The following is a 21,008-nucleotide window of genomic DNA, read 5'->3' as shown; positions in this document are numbered from 1 at the left end:
ACCATGACTCTCATGAAGCCGCTGACCGAACAAGAGATCCGCGCCGCGTTCGTGAACTGCACCAAGGGCGAGGCGAAGCGCCTGTCCGTCCCGCGCGATCTGACCGACCGCCCCTGGGACGACCTGGACTACCTCGGCTGGCGAGACCCCCAGTCCCCCGAACGCACCTACCTCGTCCTCGAACTGAACGGCCACCCCAAGGCCCTGGTCCTGCGCAGCCCCAGCCCCACCTCCTGGCAGACCCGGCGCAGCATGTGCTCGATGTGCCTGACCACCCACACCGGCGGCGTCTCCCTGATGGTCGCCCCGAAGGCGGGCAAGGCCGGCCAGCAGGGCAACTCGGTCGGCGCCTACATATGCAGCGACCTCTCCTGCTCCCTGTACGTACGAGGCAAGAAGGACGCGGGCGCCGGCGCCCGCCTCCACGAGTCACTCACGCTGGAGGAAAAGATCCAACGAACGGTGACGAACCTGGCGGCGTTCATCACGAAGGTGACGGCCTGACGCCGTACGACCCCTGTCGCACCCCAGCGAGGAGGCCCATGAGGAGGAGATCGTCGCTGGTCACCGGAACTATTCTGCTTCGATGACCAACCAGCCGCTTGTGGGCACTGTCGTCCGCCTCGTCCGTCTGTCTCCCGGCCACGCCGAGGCTCTCTTCCCGTCGGCGTCCGACCCCGAGGTCTGGCGATGGATGCCCCGGGCACGACCCGAGACCGTGGCCCAACTGCGCGCGTGGCTCGGCGAGATGACCGCCGACCCGACACGGCGCTGCTTCGCGGTGCAGCGCCGTGACGACGGCACGGTGATCGGTTCAACCAGCATGTACGACCTCGACCTGACCGAGAGCCGCACCGAGATCGGCGCGACCTGGTTCGACCGTTCCTGCTGGGGCGGCCCCTACAACGTCGAGTCCAAACTGCTGCTGTTCACCCACGCCTTCGAGGACCTGCGCCTGGCTCGGCTGGCCCTGCGCACCGACAACCTCAACGTGCGCTCCCAGCAGGCCCTGTCCCGCCTCGGCCTGGTACACGAAGGCACCCTGCGCAGCCATATGCGCCGCCCGGACGGCACTCGCCGCGACTCCCTGTACTACAGCCTGCTCGCCGACGAATGGCCCGCCGTCCGCGATGCCTTGCGCGTCCGCGTCACCGCCAAGTCCGCGTCCTGAGCCGACCCTCACCGACGGGGCGCGCGAGCGAAGAACGTCCGATCACCACCACTCGGCACCTCCTGGTGAACGCTCGATCTGGCACGGGTCTGGCACGGGGCGCCTTGATCTTTGAACGCCAGTCGAAAATCGCGCCACCAGGTGCGACCTGGCCTGGCGGAACGCTGCCCTGTGTGTTCTCCGAGACCTCGCACAAGCTCCCATGGTCCCCGTGGGGTTAGGGACGGTAGTGGTCGGTCATGGTGGGCGAAGAGCCGTGCACTGAGGCGGCGTTGTAGGAGACCCTGTCATTGTGCGCCTGCAGCCGCCGTGCTTGCTCGATCAGGCGACCGTCGACGTTCTCCGTGTTGCCGTTTCTTCGGCGCAGGAGCACGAAGAGCAGGACCAGTACCGCTGCCACCAACAGACCAAATAGCACGCCGAGCTCGATCACAGACGGTCCCCCGAGTGAGTGTGTGATGCTCCACGATATCGAGCAGCCTGAAAGGTGCCCAGGTGGCTTCCGGGCACCCCCAAATCTGTCCAGTGCCCCCAGGAACCCGTCATCCGACCGCCCCAGCCACGATGTGCCCCTTCTCTGACGTCAGGCGGCTGTTTGCCGCGCGCGGGGAGCGGAGCGAGTCGCCTTGACCCAGCTGGGAAAGCTGTAACTCACTGGCTGGCGTGGGGGTTGGCCGGTCCCGTGCTTCGAGGTCCGGCGATGCGACGGCCGCGCTCAGCGGCGCGGAGAAGGGCCTGAGCCACGCGTTCGGCGTCATCAGGGCACAAGTAGATCTCGTCGGTCCACAGCACCGACAGCCGAACGGTGCCGTTCATCAAGTTGGTGGCCACGTCCACCTCGACACCGTTCCCGGTGGCGTCGGTGACGTTCAAGTCCTGGTCGCTGCTGTAGGCGCTCACGATGATGAGCATGCCCGGCCGTCAACCGGGACTGGCCCGGTATGGAGGATGTCTTGACCGCCAGAAGCGGCTACGGGACGCACCCTGAGGTAATCGCTGAGGTCCTGGCCGCGATCGGCGATTCCGTGGTCGTGCTCTCGTACGAGGAGGACCGTGCATTTGCTGGAATCAGCTTGAGCCGCTTCGGTGCGGTGGGATCGACCCGGCTGGACTGGAACGGCGCTGAAGTTCTTGAGCGATCCACCGCTTTCGATGGTGCGGAGCTGCGCAGCCTGGTGCACGACTACGGGGACGAGCGTGAGCTCGCAGTCGTGTTCTGGAGCAATCTCGCAGTGCCCTCGGTCGCCCTGGATGCCAACATGGTGGGGATCCACGCCGCGACGCTGTTGGACTGCTCTCCGGAAAGCTGGATCTACCTCGCTGACAGTGGGGTGCTGATCGAGTTCCAGGAGGGTGACGGATTCACCGTCGGCCGAGTGCCGGACTGACCGGTACCGCCCGTTCCTGGCTGAGACTCGCGAGCAGGCGGTGGCCCGGGGGGACCGGCAGCTTCTGCTGACGACCCACGCTGGTCGGTTCGCCGAACTGGAAGCTCACCTCGTGGCACACCAGCCGTGGAAGAACCCGGAGGTTCTCGCGGTGGCCGTCGTGGCCGGGTCCGAGGCTTACCTGGGCTGGGTGGTCGCGACCACATCGCCGCTTCCTGCTGCCGAGTCGGACTCGGGCCCTCGCCTTCGGCGGCCAGGTCCAGTGCCCGGCCCGTGGTGGCGTCCGCCTGCTCGACCTCTCCGGCGGTCAGGTGCGAGTCCGCCGGCCACGACGGATACAGGCTCTTGCCCCGCGCGTGGGTGTCGTCGTACCCGGCGGGCGAGTCGGGCCTTCCACAGCGGGTACCGCTCGCAGGGCGCGCCACGACTCCGTCCGGCAACGGCCGCGCATGATCTGATACGGCGCCGTGAACGCCGTAGGGCCGACGGTCGGTGACCGTCGGCCCTACGTGCCGTTCTGGCGGGAAAGCCCCTCCGACCTGCGCTTACAGCACCGGCAGGTTCTTGCGGAGCTCGAAGGCGGTGACCTCGGAGCGGTACTCCTCCCACTCCGACTTCTTGTTGCGCAGGAAGAAGTCGAAGACGTGTTCGCCGAGGGTCTCGGCGACCAGTTCACTGCGCTGCATGAGGGTGAGGGCCTCGCCGAGGTTCTGGGGCAGGGGCTCGATACCCATCGCGCGGCGCTCGGCGTCGGAGAGGGCCCAGACGTCGTCGTCGGCGCCGGGCGGGAGCTCGTAGCCCTCTTCGATGCCCTTCAGGCCTGCGGCCAGGAGCAGGGCGTAGGCCAGGTACGGGTTCGCGCCCGAGTCGATGGAGCGGACCTCGACGCGTGCGGAGCCGGTCTTGCCGGGCTTGTACATCGGGACGCGGACGAGGGCGGAGCGGTTGTTGTGGCCCCAGCAGATGTACGAGGGGGCCTCGCCGCCGGCGCCCGCGGTGCGCTCCGAGCCGCCCCAGATGCGCTTGTAGGAGTTGACCCACTGGTTGGTGACGGCGGAGATCTCCGCAGCGTGCTTCAGCAGGCCCGCGATGAAGGAGCGACCGACCTTCGAAAGCTGGTACTCCGAACCCGACTCGTAGAACGCGTTGCGGTCGCCCTCGAAGAGGGAGAGGTGCGTGTGCATGCCGGAGCCGGGGTGCTCGGAGAAGGGCTTGGGCATGAACGTCGCCTGGACGCCCTGCTCCAGCGCGACCTGCTTCATGACCAGGCGGAACGTCATGATGTTGTCGGCCGTGGAGAGCGCGTCGGCGTAGCGCAGGTCGATCTCCTGCTGGCCGGGGGCGCCCTCGTGGTGGGAGAACTCGACCGAGATGCCCATCGACTCCAGCATGGTGATCGCCTGGCGGCGGAAGTCCATGCCGACGTTCTGCGGGGTGTGGTCGAAGTAGCCGGAGTTGTCGGCCGGGGTCGGGCGCGAGCCGTCCAGCGGGCGGTCCTTCAGCAGGAAGAACTCGATCTCCGGGTGGGTGTAGAAGGTGAAGCCCAGGTCGGAGGTCTTCGCGAGGGCGCGCTTGAGGACGTAGCGCGGGTCCGCGAAGGACGGGGAGCCGTCCGGCATCAGGATGTCGCAGAACATGCGGGCCGTACCGGGGGCCTCCGCGCGCCACGGCAGCACCTGGAACGTCGACGGGTCCGGCTTGGCGATCATGTCGGACTCGTACACACGGGCGAAGCCCTCGATGGCCGAGCCGTCGAAGCCGATGCCCTCGTCGAAGGCCTGCTCCAGCTCGGCCGGAGCCACGGCCACCGACTTGAGGAAGCCCAGCACGTCCGTGAACCACAGCCGAACGAACCGGATGTCCCGCTCCTCCAGTGTCCGGAGCACGAACTCCTGCTGCTTGTCCATCTTCCGCTTCCACCCATCCTTGCTGGTCAGGTCGCCTGCTCCCACGCCTCGGGGACGGTCGGGGCACCTGAGCATCCCACCACAACACCATTTCATGCGCGTTGCGGACCATGATCGCCCGGGCGACCGCGGTCTGAACGCCTCGCGTACGGCAGGTGTCCTGCTCTGGTGCCCATACTGCCTGCTCATCCGCCTGTCTGTAATGGCCGACCCCCAGACTCTCTCCCCGGGAGCTTTAATTTGCATCTTAGATGCAAGTTTTATTACTGTGCGGGGCAGACGCGGGGACCACAATCCCCGTTCCGACCCAGGCATTTGAGGAGTCCCCATGCTGTCCGAGCAGTCCGCCGCCACGGTGCGCGGCACCCTCCCCGCCGTCGGCGCGGCCATCGGCGAGATCGCCGACCGCTTCTACGACAGGCTCTTCGCCGCCCACCCGGAACTGCTCCGCGACCTCTTCAACCGCGGCAACCAGGCCTCCGGCACCCAGCGCCGTGCCCTCGCGGGATCCATCGCCGCCTTCGCCACCCACCTCGTCGAACGGCCGGACGAGCGCCCCGACGTGCTGCTGAACCGCATCGCGCACAAACACGCCTCCCTGGGGATCGCCCCCGAGCAGTACGCGACCGTGCGCGAGCACCTCTTCGCGGCGATCGCCGAGGTCCTCGGCGACGCGGTCACACCCGAGGTCGCGGCCGCCTGGGACGAGGTCTACTGGCTGATGGCGAACGCCCTCATCACCATCGAGCGGCGGCTGTACGCGCAGCACGGCGACGGTAGGGGTGGGTGGCGGGTCTGGGAGGTCGTGGAGCGCGTCGAGGAGACCGCCGACGTCGCCACCTTCCGACTGCGCCCGGCCGACGGGGGGCCGCTGCCGGACTTCCGGGCGGGCCAGTACGTGTCCGTACGCGTCGAGCTGCCTGACGGCGCCCACCAGATACGCCAGTACAGCCTCTCCAGCGCCCCCGGCTCCCCGGTACGGCAGATCGGCGTCAAGCGGGTGCACGGTGAGGCCTCGGGCCCCGACGGCGAGGTGTCCAACCGCCTCCACACGCGTGTGCACGTCGGCAGCACGATCGAGCTCTCCGCGCCGTACGGGGATCTGGTGCTCGACGACACGGACGCGCCGGTGCTGCTCGCCTCCGCCGGCATCGGCGTCACCCCGATGATCGCCATGCTGGAACAGCTCGCGCTCACCGGACACCGCGCCCCGGTCACGGTCGTCCACGCCGACCGCTCCCCCGCCGACCACGCGCTGCGCGCCGACCACGAGGCGTACGCGGCGAAGCTCGCGGACGCCGCCGTCCACTTCTGGTACGAGCAGGACGCCGAGGGTGCCGGCCACACCGGGCGCGCGGACCTCTCCTCCGTGGCCGTCGCACCGGGCACGCGCGCGTACCTGTGCGGGCCGCTGCCCTTCATGCGGGCGGTGCGGGGGCAGCTCATCGACAAGGGGGTGGCTCCGGCCGACATTCACTACGAGGTGTTCGGGCCCGACCTGTGGCTCGCGCAGGGCTGAGGCGGTTGACAGATGACGGATACCTGATGGCAGGCGGCAGAGAGCAGGCGGCGGACTTCAGGTATCAGGCATCAGATGACAGATGACAGATTTCGTCAGCTGTCATCTGTGATCTGATGTCAGAGCCGAGGTCGGCCTGCCGGAGATCCCCAGCAGCAGCGGCCCCGTAGGCGCGGCGACCACGTCCGCCACCGTCAGTGGGTCCAGCGAGGCGAAGAACGCCTCCTGAGCCCGCCGCAGCGCGCCCCGCAGTCGGCAGCCGGTGTGGAGCGGGCAGGGCGCCGCCCCCTCGCAGTCGACCACGTCACCGTCGCCCTCGAAGGTGCGGACGATCGCACCGACCGAAGCCGTACGCCCCGCTTCGGTGAGGCCGAGACCGCCGCCGCGGCCGCGGCGGGCCGCGAGCAGTCCGAGGTGCTGGAGCTCGGCGACGACCTTCGCGGCATGGGTATAGGGGACGTCCATGTCCGCGGCGACCTCGCGGGTGGTGGGGGTCGACCCGTCGGCGACGGCGAGCCGCATCAGGACGCGCAGGGCCAGGTCGGTGGAGCGCAGCAGCCTCATGCCGCCAGCGTAGTTAATACGCATCTACCGCTCAAATTATCCATACGGAGCAACCGAACAGGGCCGCGTCCCACCCTTGCGCAGCTGCGCCACAGGGTGTCTCCTTTGGACATTCTGTGCCCTCCCTTCGTACTGAGCACCCTCGCCCCATTACGATCAGCGGACCCGACCGTCCCATCCCCATAAGGACTCGCCATGGGTTCCGCCAAGAACACCACCTCCGCGCAGCGCAAGGCGCGCATAGAAGAGATGCGCAAGGCCGAGCGTGCCCGGGAGCGTCGTAACCGGATCCTCACGATCACGGCCAGCACGGTGATAGTCGCCGGTCTCGTCGTCGGCGGTGTCGTCCTGGTCAAGTCGCAGTCCGACGACAGCGGCACCTCGGCGAGCGACTCGAAGGGCGGCTCGGGGCACTTCGTCACGGGCAAGGACGGCGTGGAGACCTGGTCGGGGACGCTGTCCCGCAACCACGTCACCAAGACCGTGAAGTACCCGATGGAGCCCCCGGTCGGCGGCAACCACAACCCGGTGTGGATGAACTGCAACGGCGACGTCTACAGCAAGGCGATCAACAACATGAACGCCGTGCACTCGCTGGAGCACGGCGCGGTGTGGGTGACGTACAACAGCAAGGCCTCCGACGCCGATGTGAAGGCGCTCGAAGCGAAGGTCAAGAAGACGCCGTACACCCTGATGAGCCCCGTCGAGGACCAGAAGGACCCGATCATGCTGAGCGCATGGGGCAAGCAGCGCACGGTGACGAGCGCGAGCGACCCGAACGTCGACAAGTTCTTCTCGGAGTTCGTGCAGGGCAAGCAGACGCCCGAGCCGGGCGCCGCCTGCACCAACGGCCTGTCGCAGTGAGCCAGATGCGCCAGGTGGGCTGGATCGCGGGGACCACGGCGGCGGTACTGGTGGCCGCCGGGGCGATCACGTACGCGGTCGCCGAGAGCGACGGCTCGGGGTCCTCGGGGACGAAGGTGCCGTCGGCCGACTCGGCGGACGCGGGATTCGCGCGGGACATGGCGGTCCATCACCAGCAGGCCGTCGAGATGTCGTACATCGTGCGCGACCGTACGGACAACGTGGAGGTACGGCGGCTCGCGTACGACATCGCGCAGACGCAGGCCAATCAGCGCGGCATGCTGCTGGGCTGGCTCGACCTGTGGGAGCTGCCGAAGGTGTCGGCGGACGCGCCCATGACGTGGATGGGCATGGGCGACATGGCGTCCGGCAAGGACGGCGCGCTGATGCCCGGCATGGCGACCAACACCGAGATGAAGAAGCTGAACACGCTGAGCGGCAAGCAGGCGGAGGTCTTCTACCTGCAGTTGATGACCGACCACCACAAGGGCGGCATCCACATGGCCGAGGGCTGCGTCGCGAAGTGCACGGTCGGCGTGGAGAAGAAGCTCGCCCAGGGCATGGTCGACGCGCAGCAGTCGGAGATCCAGCTGATGGCGGACATGCTCAAGGAACGGGGCGCGAAGGCCCGCGACTAGGGCCTGGGGGGGACGGGCGGTGACGGTCCCGCGGGGCGACCCCGAGAGCCCTCGCGGTGGTCTCGGTGGTCGCGGTGTCGAGGTCGAGGAAGGCCCGCAGGGCGACCACCTCCCGCCGGCGCCGTGGCAGTCCGCGGAGCACGACCGGCGGCACCGGGCCGAGGCCACCCGACCCGGCATCCGCCGGATCGCCCTGATCGTCGCGGTCGCGCCGCACGGTGGGGCGGGACGCAGCCGCACCCAGGGCCAGGCGGCGAGGACCTTGGCGAAGACCTTGGCGAAGATCTCGGCGAGGGCCCGGGTGGACGCCCCTGCCGCGCCGGTGGAGCTCTTCGAACTCCAGCTGCTTCAAAGCCCCCGCACGCGCCGGGCCGCGAAGCGCTTACCGTCGCCGGGACGAACCACGAACCTGCCGATGTCGCAATACGCTTACAGAAGCTGGGAACCCCTTTACAAGAAAACGAGGGATATCCCTACATCCAGGGTGAGGGTGACGGCATACCGTCCCAAATGCCCTTCAATCGCGGCCACTTGGTGTTTCCTTGGCCTTCTCATTCCCCTGGCATGAACGGTTCATCGCCAGAGTGACCCCCAGCGTGATCCATTCCGCGTGCCCTCGGTTCCGGCACACGGTTTCGCACATCACGAACGACCACACATGCGACGAACCGCATCGCAGGGGGTTTTATGAGATCCAATCGCGCCACCATGCGCGCCGGGGTGAGCATGGCAGCGACACTGCCGCTGCTCGCCGGCGCGCTGGCGCTCGGTATACCCACGGCCAACGCCGCGGACGGTCCCAGCCGGGACACCCTCACGGGCACCAAGCCCGCGTGGGCCACGGCGAAGGCGGACAAGGGGGCCTCGTCCGACAACTCCCAGGTCTCCGCCCGGGTCTACCTGGCCGGCCGGAACGCTGCCGGTCTGGCCGCGTACGCCAAGGCCGTGTCCGACCCGAACTCGGCCGCGTACGGCAAGTACCTCAGCGCCAAGCAGACGCAGGCCCGCTTCGGTGCCACCAAGGCGCAGGTCGCCGCGGTGACCTCGTGGCTGAAGTCGGCGGGCCTGAAGGTCACCGGCACCACGCAGCACTACGTCTCCGTCACCGGTGACGTGGCCGCCGCCGAGAAGGCGTTCGGCACCCAGCTCCACAACTACGCCAAGGGCAACAAGACCTACCGGGCGCCGTCGAAGACGGCCTCCGCGCCGGCCGCCCTCAACGGCGCCGTCCTGACCGTCACCGGCCTGGACAACGCCCCGCACAAGGCGACGCACGACGACACGCTGCCGCCCCCGGACGCGGTGTTCAAGAACTCCGGGCCGTTCTCCTCGTACTTCGGCTCGAACATCGCGAGCACCCTGCCGGACGCGTACGGCACGAAGATCCCGTACGCGATCCAGGGCTACACGGGCAAGCAGCTGCGCGCCGCCTACGGCGCGGGCAAGCGCACCGGCAAGGGTGTGCGCGTCGCCATCACCGACGCGTACGCCTCGCCGACCATCGCGTTCGACGCGGCCACGTACGCCAAGAAGAACGGTGACTCGGCGTACAGCAGCAGCCAGCTGCGTCAGGTGCTGCCCGGCACCTACACGCAGACCGAGGCGTGCGGGGCGGCGGGCTGGTACGGCGAGGAGACCCTCGACGTAGAGGCCGTGCACGCCGTCGCGCCGGACGCGAACATCACGTACGTGGGTGCCGCGTCCTGCCTCGACAACGATCTGCTCGACTCGTTGAACAAGATCGTCGACAACCACCTGGCCGACATCGTCTCCAACTCGTGGGGCGACATCGAGGCCAACCAGACGCCGGACCTCGCGGCCGCCTACGACCAGACGTTCCAGTTCGGCGCGGTCGAGGGCATCGGCTTCTACTTCTCCTCTGGTGACAACGGTGACGAGGTCGCCAACACCGGCACGAAGCAGGTCGACACCCCGGCCAACTCGGCGTGGGTGACGGCGGTCGGCGGTACCTCGCTGGCGGTCGGCAAGGGTGACAAGTACCAGTTCGAGACCGGCTGGGGCACCGAGAAGGCCGCTCTCGCGGCCGACGGCAAGAGCTGGACCGGATTCCCGGGCGCGTTCACCTCGGGCGCGGGCGGCGGCACCAGCAAGACCGTGGCGCAGCCCTTCTACCAGAAGGGTGTCGTGCCCGGCGCGCTCGCCAAGGCCAACGGCACGACGGCCATGCGCACCGTGCCGGACATCGCGGCGGTCGCCGACCCCAACACCGGTTTCAAGGTCGGTCAGACGCAGACCTTCCCGGACGGGTCCCAGCAGTACAGCGAGTACCGGATCGGCGGCACCTCGCTCGCCGCGCCGGTGATCGCGGCCGTCCAGGCCCTGGCCCAGGAGGCGCGCGGCGGCAAGGCGATCGGTTTCGCCAACCCGTCGATCTACGCGAAGTACGGCTCCAAGGCGTACCACGACGTGACGGACACCCCCACGGGCTCCGAACTCGCCGTGGCGCGCGTGGACTTCGCCAACTCCTTCGACGCGTCGGGCGGTCTGCTCACCTCCGTCCGCAGCCTCGGCAAGGACAGCTCCCTGAAGGCCGTGCGCGGCTACGACGACGTCACCGGTGTGGGCACGCCCACCTCGGGCTACGTCGAGTCGTACCGCTCCAACCACGGTCACTGACGGTCCTCCGTCGCATCTCCGCTGCGCCCGCCCCTCGTCGAGGGGCGGGCGTCCGCGTTTCCGGGCTTTCCGGGCGTACGGCCGGCGATGCCGGATACCCCATGGTGGTAAGCGGTCCGGGCATGACGACGAGGAGCCTGGAGCGGTGGGGACGGCTGACGCTGTTCACCGCGCCGGCGCGCCGGGGGCCGGGCGTCTCCACGTGGGGCGCCCCACACCCCATTGTGTCGCTCTGACGATTACACTGGGCCCGTGCCTCAACTACGCCTCGCCCTGAATCAGATCGACTCGACCGTCGGCGATCTCGCCACCAACGCCGAGGCGATCGTCCGTTGGACCCGGCACTCCGCCGAGCAGGGAGCGCATCTGGTGGCGTTCCCCGAGATGGTGCTGACCGGGTATCCCGTCGAGGACCTGGCCCTGCGGTCGTCCTTCGTCGAGGCCTCCCGCGCGGCGCTGCGCGGGCTGGCCGCCCGGCTGGCCGACGAGGGCTTCGGGGAGCTGCCGGTGATCGTCGGCTACCTCGACCGGTCCGAGACCGCCCAGCCGAAGTACGGGCAGCCGGCCGGCGCCCCGCAGAACGCCGCCGCCGTGCTGTACGGGGGCCGGGTGGCCCTGACCTTCGCCAAGCACCACCTCCCGAACTACGGCGTGTTCGACGAGTTCCGCTACTTCGTGCCCGGCGACACCATGCCGGTCGTGCGGGTGCACGGGGTCGACGTGGCCCTCGCCATCTGCGAGGACCTCTGGCAGGACGGCGGACGCGTGCCCGCGGCCCGGTCCGCCGGGGCCGGGCTGCTGCTGTCCATCAACGCCTCGCCGTACGAGCGCGACAAGGATGACACCCGCCTCGAACTGGTGCGCAAGCGGGCCCAGGAGGCCGGCTGCACCACCGCCTACCTCGCCATGATCGGCGGGCAGGACGAGCTGGTCTTCGACGGCGACTCCATCGTGGTCGACCGGGACGGGGAGGTCGTCGCGCGGGCGCCGCAGTTCGCGGAGGGGTGTGTCGTACTGGACCTGGACCTGCCGGCGGGCGCCGCCGAGCCGGTGACGGGTGTGGTGGACGACGGGCTGCGCATCGAGCGGCTGGTGCTGTCGCAGGAGCCGTTGCCGTCGTACGAGGCGGAGCTCGCCGGCGGCTACGCGGAGCGGCTCGACGCCGACGAGGAGGTCTACTCGGCACTGGTCGTCGGACTGCGGGCGTATGTCGCGAAGAACGGGTTCCGGTCCGTGCTGATCGGACTGTCCGGTGGCATCGACTCGGCGCTGGTCGCGGCGGTCGCGTGCGACGCGCTGGGCGCGCAGAACGTGTACGGGGTCTCGATGCCGTCGAAGTACTCCTCCGACCACTCCAAGGGGGACGCGGCGGAGCTGGCTCGGCGGACGGGGCTGAATTTCCGGACGGTACCGATCGAGCCGATGTTCGACGCGTATATGTCGTCGCTGGGGCTGACCGGACTGGCCGAGGAGAACCTCCAGTCGCGCCTTCGGGGCACCATGCTGATGGCCATCTCCAACCAGGAGGGGCACATCGTGCTGGCGCCGGGGAACAAGTCCGAGCTGGCGGTGGGGTATTCGACGCTGTACGGCGACTCCGTGGGCGCGTACGGGCCCATCAAGGACGTGTACAAGACGTCGATCTTCCGGCTGGCGGAGTGGCGGAACCGGTCGGCGGCCGAGCGGGGGCAGACCCCGCCGATCCCCGAGAACTCGATCACCAAGCCGCCGAGCGCGGAGCTCCGTCCCGACCAGGTCGACACGGACTCCCTCCCCGACTATCCCGTGCTGGACGCGATCCTCGAGCGGTATGTGGACCGGGACGAGGGGGCGGACGGGATCGTCGCGGCGGGGTTCGATCGGGAGCTGGTGGTGAAGACGCTGCGGATGGTGGACACGGCGGAGTACAAGCGCCGGCAGTATCCGCCGGGCACGAAGATCTCCGCCAAGGGGTTCGGGAAGGACCGGCGGCTTCCGATCACCAATCGGTGGCGCGAGCACGCGTGACGGCGTGGGGGGCGGGGGTGAGTTTTTTCGCCCCCGCCGCCCCTACCCGTACCGTCCCGTACCTGGGGGCTCTGCCCCCAGACCCCTCGGGTGAGCTCTTTGGCTGCGGGCCTGTAGGGGCTGGGCGCGCAGTTCCCCGCGCCCTTGGGCGCGGCTCCTTGCGTCAGTGATGGGCGTGTTCCGGGTGCGGGGGCACGTGGCTCGCGACCAGGCGGCCCGGCGTGGGGGCGGGGACCTCGGCGCGGCGGCGGTCCACGGCGTACGCCGTCGCGGCGACCGCGAGGCCGAGGACGGCGAGCAGAGCCCCCGCCAGCGCGGGCGACGTCGTACCGAAGCCCGCGGCCAGCGCGATGCCGCCGATCCACGCACCGCCGGCGTTCGCGAGGTTGAACGCGGCCTGGTTGGCGGAGGACGCCAGGGACGGCGCCGCGGAGGCCTTCTCCATGACCATCAGCTGGAGGGGCGAGCCGGTGATGAAGGCGGCGGTACCGAGCAGGGTGACCGCGACGGCCGCACTCCACTGGGCGCTCATCAGGACGGGGAACAGGGCGAGGACCGTGACCAGCGAGACGAGTCCGCCGAAGAGAGTGCCGCGCAGGGAGTGGTCCGCGAGGCGGCCGCCCACGAGGTTGCCGACCGTCGCTCCGACGCCGAACAGCGCGAGCAGCAGCGTGACGCTGGAGTCGGCGTACCCGGCGGAGTCCGTCAGCATCGGCGTGATGTAGCTGTACGCGGAGAAGAGGGCGCCGAAGCCCGCGACCGTCGTACCGAGCGCCAGCCACACGGGGAGCGAACGCAGGGCGGCCAGCTCGCCGCGCAGGCCGCCCGTGGGGGCGTGCGTGTGGTCACGCGGGATGAGGAACGCGAGCGAGGCTATCGCCGCGAGGCCGATCGCGCTCACGCCGAGGAAGGTGGCTCGCCAGCCGAAGTGCTGGCCGATGAAGGTGGCGACGGGGACGCCCGCGATGTTCGCGACGGTCAGGCCGAGGAACATCAGCGAGACGGAGCGCGCCTTGCGCTCGGGGGCGACGAGGTTGGTGGCGACGACGGCGCCGACGCCGAAGAAGGCGCCGTGCGGCAGACCGCTGACGAAGCGGGCGGCGAGCAGCCAGTGGTAGTCGGGGGCGAAGGCGGAGAGCGCGTTGCCTGCCACGAAGAGCCCCATCAGGGCGATGAGGACCTTGCGGCGGGACATCCGGGCGGTGGCCGCGGCGAGCAGCGGGGCGCCGATCACCACGCCGAGGGCGTAGGCCGAGACGAGGTGTCCCGCGCTGGGGATGGATATGTGGAGGTCGTCCGCGACGTCGGGCAGCAGGCCCATCATCACGAACTCGGTGGTACCGATGCCGAAGGCGCCCACGGCTAGGGCGAGCAGGGCCAGTGGCATGAGGGGCCTTTCAAAGGAGCGGAGTGCACAAAGGAGAAGAGGACGGGCGGGGACGAGCCCGGGTCCGTGCACACCGGTGTCCCAGTGGCCTGGGTACCTGCGCGCACGGACGCGCCCGTGCACACCGGTGTGCACGGGCTCCGTAAGTTCAGCTATGGAACAAAGTCTCGCAGGCCCAGTATTCCAGGAGATTAAGATCCGGTTGCCGCGAGCTTGACGCGGGCGGCGACCGGGAGGTGGTCGCTGCCGGTCTCGGGCAGGGTCCACGAGGTCACCGGCTCGATGCCCTTGACCATGATCTGGTCGATCCGGGCCATCGGGAACGACGCGGGCCAGCTGAACCCGAAGCCGCTGCCCGCCGCGCCCTGGGTGGAGCGCATCTGCGAGGTGACGGCGTTCAGCGCGCGGTCGTTCATCGTGCCGTTGAGGTCGCCGAGCAGGATGACCTTCTGCAGTGACTCGGCGGCGATCGCCTCGCCGAGCGCGTCGGCGCTCCGGTCACGCTGGCGGGCGGTGAACCCGGCCTGCAGCTTCACCCGGACCGAGGGCAGATGGGCGACGTACACCGCGACCTGGCCGTTCGGGGTCGTCACCGTGGCGCGCATCGCGCGCGTCCAGCCGAGCTTGATGTCGACGGGCTCGGTTCCGGTCATCGGGTACTTGCTCCACAGCCCGACGGTGCCCTCCACGGAGTGGTACCTGTACGTCGGGGCGAGCGCCTTCTCGTAGGTGGGGACCGCCGTGGCCTTCAGCTCCTCCAGGGCCACCACGTCGGCGCCGGACGCGGCCACGTCACGGGCGGTACCGGAAGGGTCCGGGTTCTCCGCGTTGACGTTGTGCGTGGCGACGGTCAGGTCGCCGCCCGCGCCGGTCCGGTCGGTGAGCAGTCCGCCGAACAGGTTCAGCCAGACGATCCCGGGCAGCAGGACGGCGATCAGGGCGGTCGCGGACTTCCGCACGAGGCCGAGGACCAGCAGGACGGGGATGAGGATGCCGAGCCACGGCAGGAACGTCTCGGTGAGACTGCCGAGGTTGCCGATCCTGTTGGGGATCTGCGCGTGCAGCAGCATCACCAGGGCGAGGATCAGGGCGAGCGCGGCCAGGATCAGTCCGCGGCGCCAGATGCCGCGGTCGCCGCGCCAGGAGCCCAGCGAGCGCCGGAGCTTGTCCAGCAGGCGTCGAAGCCGGGGACCTCGACGCTCGGGCCCCGAGCCGTCGCTGCCCGTCTCCGTCACGTACGCCTGCGCCATACCGTCGCCTCACAACCTGCCGTGCACACCGTCAGCCCCTCGGCTACGACCCTAGGGGATGATCGGCGTCGATCTCGCCGTCCGGGGACGGCCGTACGGGCACGAGGACGAACAACTCGGTGTTCGGAGTTCCGAATACGGGGCGGAGCGCGGCCTCTGTGACGAAACGCGCACATTCGGCGCATCGGCCGAGAGGATGAACGAGAGGATGAACTAAGGCCTGGCGGGACGCAGTCCCGCGAGTACCGTGTCGACGATCTGTTCGGCCAGGTCCTCGGGGAGTTCGGCGTCCGGGCGCATGACGGCGCGTACCAGCATGGGGCCGACGAAGAGGTCGTTCATGACCTCGATGTCCACGTCGTCGCGGAGTTCGCCGTCCCGCTGGCCGCGGCGCAGGACCTCGAAGGTGGTCAGACGCCGCGGTTCGATGACGATCGCCTGGTACGCGTCCCAGATCTTGGGGCTGGACTTGATCTGGGCGTAGACGTTGTGCAGGAGCGCCGAGGAGCGGCTGGCCAGGCCCCGCTGGCGCAGCGGCTCCAGAAGGGCTATCAGGTCGTCGCGCATCGAGGTGCCGGGGAGTTCGGCATCCGGGGGCTCGGTGGCGCGCATGACGTCGACGAAGAGTTCCTCCTTGCCGCTCCAACGGCGGTAGATGGTCGCCTTGCCGACGCCCGCGGTCCTGGCCAGGCGTTCGATGGAGATGTCCGCGAGGGGGACGCCGTCCTCCAGGAGTTTTATCGCGCCTTCGATGATGGAGCGCTCCACGGCCTCGCTGCGGGGGCGCCCCCGGGGGGACCCCTCTTGCCTGGCTCGGCTGTCCGCGAGGCTCACGTGTCGCTCCTTTCCTCGGTGGTACTGGCGCAATTCTCCCTGCCGCGCCCTGTCAGCGCTCGGCGGCCACCAACTCCGTCTCCTCCTTGCCCTGTTGCGGGGTCGAACCGCGGCCCGGCAGGAACAGGGCCACGATCACGGCGCCGACCAGCGCGATGCCCGCACCGCACAGGGCGGTGACGTGCATGGCGTGCAGGAAGGCGTCGTTGGCCGGGGTGATGAGGGCGTCGCCCCGGGGGCCGAGCTTGGCGGCGACGCCGAGGGTGGCCTCGATGGACTCGCCCGCGGTGTGCCGCAGGCCGGCCGGCAGGAGGGTGAGCTTGTCCTCGATGCCGTTGCGGTAGGCCGAGGAGAGGACCGAGCCGAGGACCGCGATGCCGAGGGCGCCGCCGACCTGACGGAAGACGTTGCTCAGGGCGGAGGCGGAGCCCGCCTTCTCGCGCGGCAGGGCCTGCATGATGACGACGCTGGTCGGGGTCATGATGTGCGCCATGCCGGTGCCCATGAGGAAGAAGATGACCTCCAGGAGCCAGATGGGCGTGTCCGCGTCCAGGGTCGCGAAGGCGCCGAGCATCGCTCCGAGCAGCAGCAGGCCCGCCGTGCAGGTGGCCCGGTTGCCGAAGCGGTCGACGACGAGGCGGGCGCGCGGCGCGAAGAAGAGCTGGGCCGCGGCGAGCGGCAGCAGCAGCACACCGGTCTTCAACGGCGAGTAGCCCCGCACGCTCTGGGTGTAGAAGACGGAGAAGAAGGTCACGCCCATCATCGCGAAGAAGACGAGCGCGATGGCGGCGATGGCGGCCGAGAAGACCTTGTTCTTGAAGTAGGTGATGTCGATGGACGGATGGTCGCTGCGCTTCTCGTAGATGACGAAGCAGGCGATGACGGCGATTCCGGCGCCGATGGTCGCGAGGACCGCCGCATCGGTGAAGGAGGCGAGCTGGCCGCCCTTGATGATGCCGTAGACGAGCAGGACGAGCCCTATGACGGACAGGACGACACCGACGATGTCGATGCGGCCGGGGTTCGGGTCGCGGGAGTCCGGGACCAGCCAGAACATCAGGCCGAGCGCGAGCAGCACGATCGGCACGTTGATCAGGAAGACCGAGCCCCACCAGAAGTGGGCGAGGAGCACGCCGCCGGTGATCGGGCCGATGGCGATGGCGATGCCGACGCCGCCGGCCCAGATGCCGATGGCCTTGGGCTGCTCCTCGCGCTCGAAGACGTTCATGAGGACGGCGAGGGTGGCGGGCATCACGAAGGCGGCGCCGAAGCCCATCAGCGCGCGGAACACGATGAGCTGGACGGGCGAGCCGGCCTCCGCGGCCAGCGCGGAACCGGTGCCGAAGACGGCGAGTCCGGCGAGCAGGACCTTCTTGCGGCCGAGCCGGTCGCCGAGGAGGCCCGCGGTGAAGAGCAGCCCCGCGAAGACGAGCGTGTAGGCGTTGATGGCCCACTCCAGCTCACTCTGGGTGGCGCCGAGCCCGGTGGGCGCCGGCGTCGAGATCGTCTTGATCGCGACGTTGAGGATGGAGTTGTCCAGCACCACTATCAACAGGCTGAGCATGAGCACGCCGAGAATGGCCCAGCGGCGCCGGTGCACGGCTTCGGGCACGCGCCGTTCGACGTGGGCTGCGGGATTTGTCATGGGGCCGAGCCTAGCGATTTTCGATACGGGACCGTCTCGTATCGAAAATCCTTTACAGAGACCTTACGAAGAGATGGGCCTATGGTCCACCGAGACGTACGTCGCTCGACCCGGTCTGGCCCCCGGTGGCACGAGGTGCCACCATGTAGGGGATCCGGGGACGCCGGCAGGGCGCCTCGAGATGACAGAAGGAGCCGTTGCGATGACGCAGCTTTCGGCTGCCCCGAAGCAGCCCGCGGAGGGTGCGCGGGCGACCACCGACAGCAGCAAGGCGCTGTACGGCGGCAAGAGCACCCGCCGCATCACGGTCCGCGACATCACCACAGCCAAGGAGCGCGGCGAGAAGTGGCCGATGCTCACCGCCTACGACGCGATGACCGCGTCCGTCTTCGACGAGGCCGGCATCCCGGTCATGCTCGTCGGTGACTCGGCGGGCAACTGCCACCTGGGATACGAGACGACCGTCCCCGTCACCCTCGACGAGATGACGATGCTGTCCGCCGCGGTCGTGCGCGGCACCAGCCGCGCACTGATCGTCGGCGACCTGCCCTTCGGGTCGTACCAGGAAGGCCCCGTCCAGGCCCTGCGCTCCGCCACCCGCCTGGTCAAGGAGGCCGGGGTCGGCGCGGTGAAGCTGGAGGGCGGCGAGCGCTCGCACCGCCAGATCGAGCTGCTCGTGGAGTCCGGCATCCCCGTGATGGCGCACATCGGCCTGACCCCTCAGTCCGTGAACTCCATGGGCTACCGAGTCCAGGGCCGCGGCGAGGAGGCCGCCCAGCAGCTGCTGCGCGACGCCAAGGCGATCCAGGACGCGGGCGCGTTCGCGGTCGTCCTGGAGCTGGTCCCGGCGGAGCTCGCCGCCGAGGTCACGCGCACCCTGCACATCCCGACCGTCGGCATCGGCGCGGGTCCGGAGACCGACGCGCAGGTCCTGGTGTGGACCGACATGCTCGGCCTCACCGGCGGCAGGGTGCCGAAGTTCGTGAAGAAGTACGCCGATCTGCGCGAGGTCATGGGCAACGCGGCGCGCGCGTTCGCCGACGACGTCGTCGGCGGAACGTTCCCTCTTGAGGAGCACTCCGTCCACTGAGCACCTGGACCTGGGACTCATGAACACCTGAGGCCCTCTGAACCACTGCGGCACCAAGACAGCCCGCCGATTTCCCCCGTCGGCGGGCTGTCGCCGTGCGCGAAGCGCACGCACCACGGTGATACGCGCGAACGTCTGTCGACGATATATCGGTGAGCGTACGGCGCTGTAGGCGAGCTGTAGGTGGTTTGTCGGTGGGCGCTGGCACCTTGATGGGCATGACGCGAATCGACAAGAACCCCGACAGCGGCGCCCGCAGCGCCGTCTCCGTGCGGGGGCTGGTCAAGCACTACGGCGAGACCAAGGCTCTGGACGGCGTGGACCTGGACGTCCGCGAGGGAACCGTCCTCGGGGTGCTGGGTCCCAACGGTGCCGGCAAGACCACCCTCGTCCGTATCCTGTCCACCCTCATCACCCCCGACGCCGGCCGGGCCACCGTCGCCGGTTACGACGTGCTCACGCAGCCCCGCCAGCTGCGCCGGGTGATAGGCCTGACCGGTCAGTACGCCTCGGTCGACGAGAAGCTCCCCGGCTGGGAGAACCTGTACATGATCGGGCGGCTGCTCGACCTGCCCCGCAAGGACGCCCGTCGGCGTGCCGACGAACTCCTTGAGCGCTTCTCGCTCACCGAGGCGGCCAAGCGTCCGGCATCGACGTACTCCGGCGGTATGCGCCGCCGTCTCGACCTCGCCGCCTCCATGATCGGCCACCCGTCCGTCCTCTATCTGGACGAGCCGACCACCGGACTCGACCCGCGCACCCGCAACGAGGTGTGGAAGGAGGTCAAGCGGATGGTCGCGGACGGCGCCACCGTGCTGCTCACCACCCAGTACATGGAGGAGGCCGAGCAGCTGGCCTCCGAGCTGACGGTCATCGACCGCGGCAAGGTCATCGCCAGCGGCCGGATCGACGAGCTGAAGGCCCGGGTCGGCGGCCGCACGCTGCGCATCCGCCCGGTGGACCCGCTGGAGCTGCGCCCGCTGGCCGCCCTCTTCGACGAGCTGGGCCTCACCGGTCTCGCCGCCTCCGTCGTGGACACCGAGACCGGCACCGTGCTGGTCCCGATCCTCAGCGACGAACAGCTCACCGCCGTGGTCGGCGCGGTCACCGCGCGCGGCATCACGATCGGCTCCATCTCCACCGAACTGCCCAGCCTGGACGAGGTGTTCCTGTCCCTCACCGGCCACAAGGCCAGTGCCCCGCAGGATGCCGCCCCCGCCCGCGCCTACGAGGAGGTCTCCGCATGAGTACCGCCGTCGCCGAAGCCCCCCTCGCCGCGAAGGGCGACCCCCGTATCTCGCCCCGCGCGCACGCGCGCCACATCGGCGCGCTCGTCCGCCGCAACCTGCTGTGGATCCGCCAGGACCCGGAGTCGATGTTCGACGCCGTCCTGATGCCGGTCGTCTTCACCCTGCTGTTCGTGTACGTCTTCGGCGGCTCCATCGGGCAGTCGCTCGGCGGCGGGCAGGACAGGTACGTGCAGTACGTGGTGCCCGGTCTGATGGCGATGACGGCGATGAACATCGCCACGGCCGTCGGCACCGGCTTCAACGAGGACTTCCAGAAGGGGGTGATGGACCGCTTCCGCACCCTGCCGATCGGCCAGGGCTCCGTGCTCTTCGCCAAGATCGTGGTGGAGCTGATGCGGATGCTCGTCGCGACGACGATCCTCATGATCGTCGGCGTGCTGGTCGGCTTCGACATCACGAACTGGCCGGGTCTGTTCGCCTCCGTGGGGCTCTCCGTCCTCTTCGGCTCGTCCCTGATGTGGATCTTCCTGGTCCTCGGGGTGACGATGAAGAACGCGCAGTCCGTGCAGGCGATGGGCTTCCTCGTGCTGATGCCCCTGCAGTTCGGCTCGTCCATCTTCTCGCCGACCCGGACCATGCCCGGCTGGCTGCAGAACTTCACCGACTACAACCCGCTGTCCGCGCTCGCGGACACCACGCGCGGCCTGATGGTGGGCGGCCCGGTCACGCACAGCCTGTGGGTGACCCTCGCCTGGACGGCGGGGCTCACCCTGGTCATGGCGCCGATCGCGATCCACAAGTTCCGCACCAAGAGCTGACGTTCGCTCGCAGGACCACGGAAACCCCGGTCCGCTTCA

At 69.3% G+C, this 21,008-nt stretch carries 20 protein-coding genes; 12 read left to right on the top strand and 8 right to left on the bottom strand.

The features are described 5' to 3' along the window. Nucleotides 1–12: 12 nt before the first annotated feature. Both SMIR_RS27750 and SMIR_RS27745 read left to right on the top strand, forming a co-directional pair. Nucleotides 13–504: an FBP domain-containing protein gene (locus tag SMIR_RS27750; RefSeq protein ID WP_101405529.1), complete on the top strand. Its 492-nt coding sequence runs from the start codon at nucleotides 13–15 to the stop codon at nucleotides 502–504. 82 nt (nucleotides 505–586) lie between these two features. Then, nucleotides 587–1,171 (top strand): GNAT family N-acetyltransferase, encoded by a 585-nt coding sequence (locus SMIR_RS27745; RefSeq protein ID WP_212727519.1) that lies wholly within the window; start codon nucleotides 587–589, stop codon nucleotides 1,169–1,171. A gap of 217 nt (nucleotides 1,172–1,388) precedes the next feature. Here SMIR_RS27745 and SMIR_RS27740 read toward each other — a convergent pair whose 3' ends face one another. Further along, complete coding sequence (locus tag SMIR_RS27740) at nucleotides 1,389–1,571, bottom strand: hypothetical protein (RefSeq protein WP_249938490.1); 183 nt, start codon at nucleotides 1,569–1,571, stop codon at nucleotides 1,389–1,391. A 251-nt stretch (nucleotides 1,572–1,822) separates the two neighbouring features. Then, nucleotides 1,823–2,071, bottom strand: a complete 249-nt coding sequence (locus tag SMIR_RS27735) for a hypothetical protein (protein ID WP_248002885.1) — start codon at nucleotides 2,069–2,071, stop codon at nucleotides 1,823–1,825. A 53-nt stretch (nucleotides 2,072–2,124) separates the two neighbouring features. Between SMIR_RS27735 and SMIR_RS27730 the strand changes: the two genes are divergently transcribed. Together SMIR_RS27730 and cutA are read left to right on the top strand one after the other, a co-directional pair. Then, nucleotides 2,125–2,559, top strand: a complete 435-nt coding sequence (locus tag SMIR_RS27730) for a hypothetical protein (RefSeq protein WP_212727518.1) — start codon at nucleotides 2,125–2,127, stop codon at nucleotides 2,557–2,559. After that, on the top strand, nucleotides 2,525–3,055 hold the full coding sequence (cutA, locus tag SMIR_RS43695; protein WP_349636909.1) for a divalent cation tolerance protein CutA: 531 nt from the start codon (nucleotides 2,525–2,527) through the stop codon (nucleotides 3,053–3,055). The genes SMIR_RS27730 and cutA overlap by 35 nt, the downstream gene beginning before the upstream one ends. Before the next feature lie 49 nt (nucleotides 3,056–3,104). On the opposite strand, the gene glnA2 is transcribed toward cutA, so the two are convergent. Beyond that, nucleotides 3,105–4,466, bottom strand: a complete 1,362-nt coding sequence (gene glnA2, locus SMIR_RS27720) for a gamma-glutamylpolyamine synthetase GlnA2 (protein ID WP_054230834.1) — start codon at nucleotides 4,464–4,466, stop codon at nucleotides 3,105–3,107. Between the two features lie 328 nt (nucleotides 4,467–4,794). On the opposite strand from glnA2, the gene SMIR_RS27715 reads away from it, so the two are divergent. Then, a complete protein-coding gene (locus tag SMIR_RS27715) occupies nucleotides 4,795–5,985 on the top strand; it encodes a globin domain-containing protein (RefSeq protein WP_168490788.1) in 1,191 nt (396 codons plus the stop codon). A gap of 102 nt (nucleotides 5,986–6,087) precedes the next feature. On the opposite strand, the gene SMIR_RS27710 is transcribed toward SMIR_RS27715, so the two are convergent. After that, on the bottom strand, nucleotides 6,088–6,549 hold the full coding sequence (locus SMIR_RS27710) for an Rrf2 family transcriptional regulator (RefSeq protein WP_168490794.1): 462 nt from the start codon (nucleotides 6,547–6,549) through the stop codon (nucleotides 6,088–6,090). Nucleotides 6,550–6,744: 195 nt separating this feature from the next. On the opposite strand from SMIR_RS27710, the gene SMIR_RS27705 reads away from it, so the two are divergent. From SMIR_RS27705 to SMIR_RS27690, 4 genes are all read left to right on the top strand, one after another. After that, nucleotides 6,745–7,413 carry a thioredoxin-like domain-containing protein gene (locus SMIR_RS27705; protein ID WP_168490796.1) on the top strand — a complete coding sequence of 223 codons (669 nt, stop codon included), beginning with the start codon at nucleotides 6,745–6,747 and terminating at the stop codon, nucleotides 7,411–7,413. 5 nt (nucleotides 7,414–7,418) lie between these two features. Continuing rightward, nucleotides 7,419–8,051: a DUF305 domain-containing protein gene (locus tag SMIR_RS27700; RefSeq protein WP_212728426.1), complete on the top strand. Its 633-nt coding sequence runs from the start codon at nucleotides 7,419–7,421 to the stop codon at nucleotides 8,049–8,051. 687 nt (nucleotides 8,052–8,738) lie between these two features. Next, nucleotides 8,739–10,688: a S53 family peptidase gene (locus SMIR_RS27695; protein ID WP_168490798.1), complete on the top strand. Its 1,950-nt coding sequence runs from the start codon at nucleotides 8,739–8,741 to the stop codon at nucleotides 10,686–10,688. Between the two features lie 252 nt (nucleotides 10,689–10,940). Next, nucleotides 10,941–12,695, top strand: a complete 1,755-nt coding sequence (locus SMIR_RS27690) for an NAD+ synthase (RefSeq protein ID WP_168490800.1) — start codon at nucleotides 10,941–10,943, stop codon at nucleotides 12,693–12,695. A 163-nt stretch (nucleotides 12,696–12,858) separates the two neighbouring features. Here the strand turns inward: SMIR_RS27690 and SMIR_RS27685 are convergent, their stop codons facing one another. The 4 genes from SMIR_RS27685 to SMIR_RS27670 all read right to left on the bottom strand — a co-directional run bounded on the left by SMIR_RS27685 (nucleotide 12,859) and on the right by SMIR_RS27670 (nucleotide 17,811). Continuing rightward, complete coding sequence (locus tag SMIR_RS27685) at nucleotides 12,859–14,082, bottom strand: MFS transporter (protein ID WP_168490802.1); 1,224 nt, start codon at nucleotides 14,080–14,082, stop codon at nucleotides 12,859–12,861. Between the two features lie 191 nt (nucleotides 14,083–14,273). Then, nucleotides 14,274–15,332, bottom strand: coding sequence for an endonuclease/exonuclease/phosphatase family protein (locus SMIR_RS27680; protein ID WP_168490804.1), 1,059 nt, complete (start codon nucleotides 15,330–15,332; stop codon nucleotides 14,274–14,276). A 213-nt stretch (nucleotides 15,333–15,545) separates the two neighbouring features. After that, nucleotides 15,546–16,166: a TetR/AcrR family transcriptional regulator gene (locus SMIR_RS27675; RefSeq protein WP_168490806.1), complete on the bottom strand. Its 621-nt coding sequence runs from the start codon at nucleotides 16,164–16,166 to the stop codon at nucleotides 15,546–15,548. A gap of 52 nt (nucleotides 16,167–16,218) precedes the next feature. Then, nucleotides 16,219–17,811: an MFS transporter gene (locus SMIR_RS27670; RefSeq protein ID WP_168490808.1), complete on the bottom strand. Its 1,593-nt coding sequence runs from the start codon at nucleotides 17,809–17,811 to the stop codon at nucleotides 16,219–16,221. Nucleotides 17,812–18,013: 202 nt separating this feature from the next. Here SMIR_RS27670 and panB point away from each other — a divergent pair, with 202 nt between their 5' ends. The 3 genes from panB (at nucleotide 18,014) to SMIR_RS27655 (ending at nucleotide 20,969) form a co-directional block, all read left to right on the top strand. Continuing rightward, nucleotides 18,014–18,901 (top strand): 3-methyl-2-oxobutanoate hydroxymethyltransferase, encoded by an 888-nt coding sequence (gene panB, locus SMIR_RS27665; protein ID WP_168490810.1) that lies wholly within the window; start codon nucleotides 18,014–18,016, stop codon nucleotides 18,899–18,901. 218 nt (nucleotides 18,902–19,119) lie between these two features. Beyond that, a complete protein-coding gene (locus SMIR_RS27660) occupies nucleotides 19,120–20,148 on the top strand; it encodes an efflux ABC transporter ATPase subunit, DrrA-related (protein WP_168490817.1) in 1,029 nt (342 codons plus the stop codon). Continuing rightward, a complete protein-coding gene (locus SMIR_RS27655; RefSeq protein ID WP_168490818.1) occupies nucleotides 20,145–20,969 on the top strand; it encodes an ABC transporter permease in 825 nt (274 codons plus the stop codon). Before SMIR_RS27660 ends, SMIR_RS27655 begins: the two co-directional genes overlap by 4 nt. Nucleotides 20,970–21,008: the final 39 nt, after the last annotated feature.

The sequence above is a fragment of the Streptomyces mirabilis genome (genome assembly GCF_018310535.1).
GTDB lineage: Bacteria > Actinomycetota > Actinomycetes > Streptomycetales > Streptomycetaceae > Streptomyces.
The sequence above is the reverse complement of the archived record's forward strand: the minus strand, read 5'-3'. Positions and strand labels throughout refer to the sequence as shown.

What these genes read in the sequence shown, in the direction of transcription:
- SMIR_RS27750 (WP_101405529.1), top strand. Translation starts at nt 13, where the DNA reads ATGAAGCCGCTGACCGAACAAGAGATCCGCGCCGCGTTCGTGAACTGC.
- SMIR_RS27685 (WP_168490802.1), bottom strand. Translation starts at nt 14,082, where the DNA reads ATGCCACTGGCCCTGCTCGCCCTAGCCGTGGGCGCCTTCGGCATCGGT.
- SMIR_RS27655 (WP_168490818.1), top strand. Translation starts at nt 20,145, where the DNA reads ATGAGTACCGCCGTCGCCGAAGCCCCCCTCGCCGCGAAGGGCGACCCC.
- SMIR_RS27680 (WP_168490804.1), bottom strand. Translation starts at nt 15,332, where the DNA reads ATGGCGCAGGCGTACGTGACGGAGACGGGCAGCGACGGCTCGGGGCCC.
- SMIR_RS27715 (WP_168490788.1), top strand. Translation starts at nt 4,795, where the DNA reads ATGCTGTCCGAGCAGTCCGCCGCCACGGTGCGCGGCACCCTCCCCGCC.
- SMIR_RS27710 (WP_168490794.1), bottom strand. Translation starts at nt 6,549, where the DNA reads ATGAGGCTGCTGCGCTCCACCGACCTGGCCCTGCGCGTCCTGATGCGG.
- SMIR_RS27695 (WP_168490798.1), top strand. Translation starts at nt 8,739, where the DNA reads ATGAGATCCAATCGCGCCACCATGCGCGCCGGGGTGAGCATGGCAGCG.
- SMIR_RS27660 (WP_168490817.1), top strand. Translation starts at nt 19,120, where the DNA reads ATGACGCGAATCGACAAGAACCCCGACAGCGGCGCCCGCAGCGCCGTC.
- panB (WP_168490810.1), top strand. Translation starts at nt 18,014, where the DNA reads ATGACGCAGCTTTCGGCTGCCCCGAAGCAGCCCGCGGAGGGTGCGCGG.
- glnA2 (WP_054230834.1), bottom strand. Translation starts at nt 4,466, where the DNA reads ATGGACAAGCAGCAGGAGTTCGTGCTCCGGACACTGGAGGAGCGGGAC.
- SMIR_RS27745 (WP_212727519.1), top strand. Translation starts at nt 587, where the DNA reads ATGACCAACCAGCCGCTTGTGGGCACTGTCGTCCGCCTCGTCCGTCTG.
- SMIR_RS27700 (WP_212728426.1), top strand. Translation starts at nt 7,419, where the DNA reads ATGCGCCAGGTGGGCTGGATCGCGGGGACCACGGCGGCGGTACTGGTG.
- SMIR_RS27705 (WP_168490796.1), top strand. Translation starts at nt 6,745, where the DNA reads ATGGGTTCCGCCAAGAACACCACCTCCGCGCAGCGCAAGGCGCGCATA.
- SMIR_RS27670 (WP_168490808.1), bottom strand. Translation starts at nt 17,811, where the DNA reads ATGACAAATCCCGCAGCCCACGTCGAACGGCGCGTGCCCGAAGCCGTG.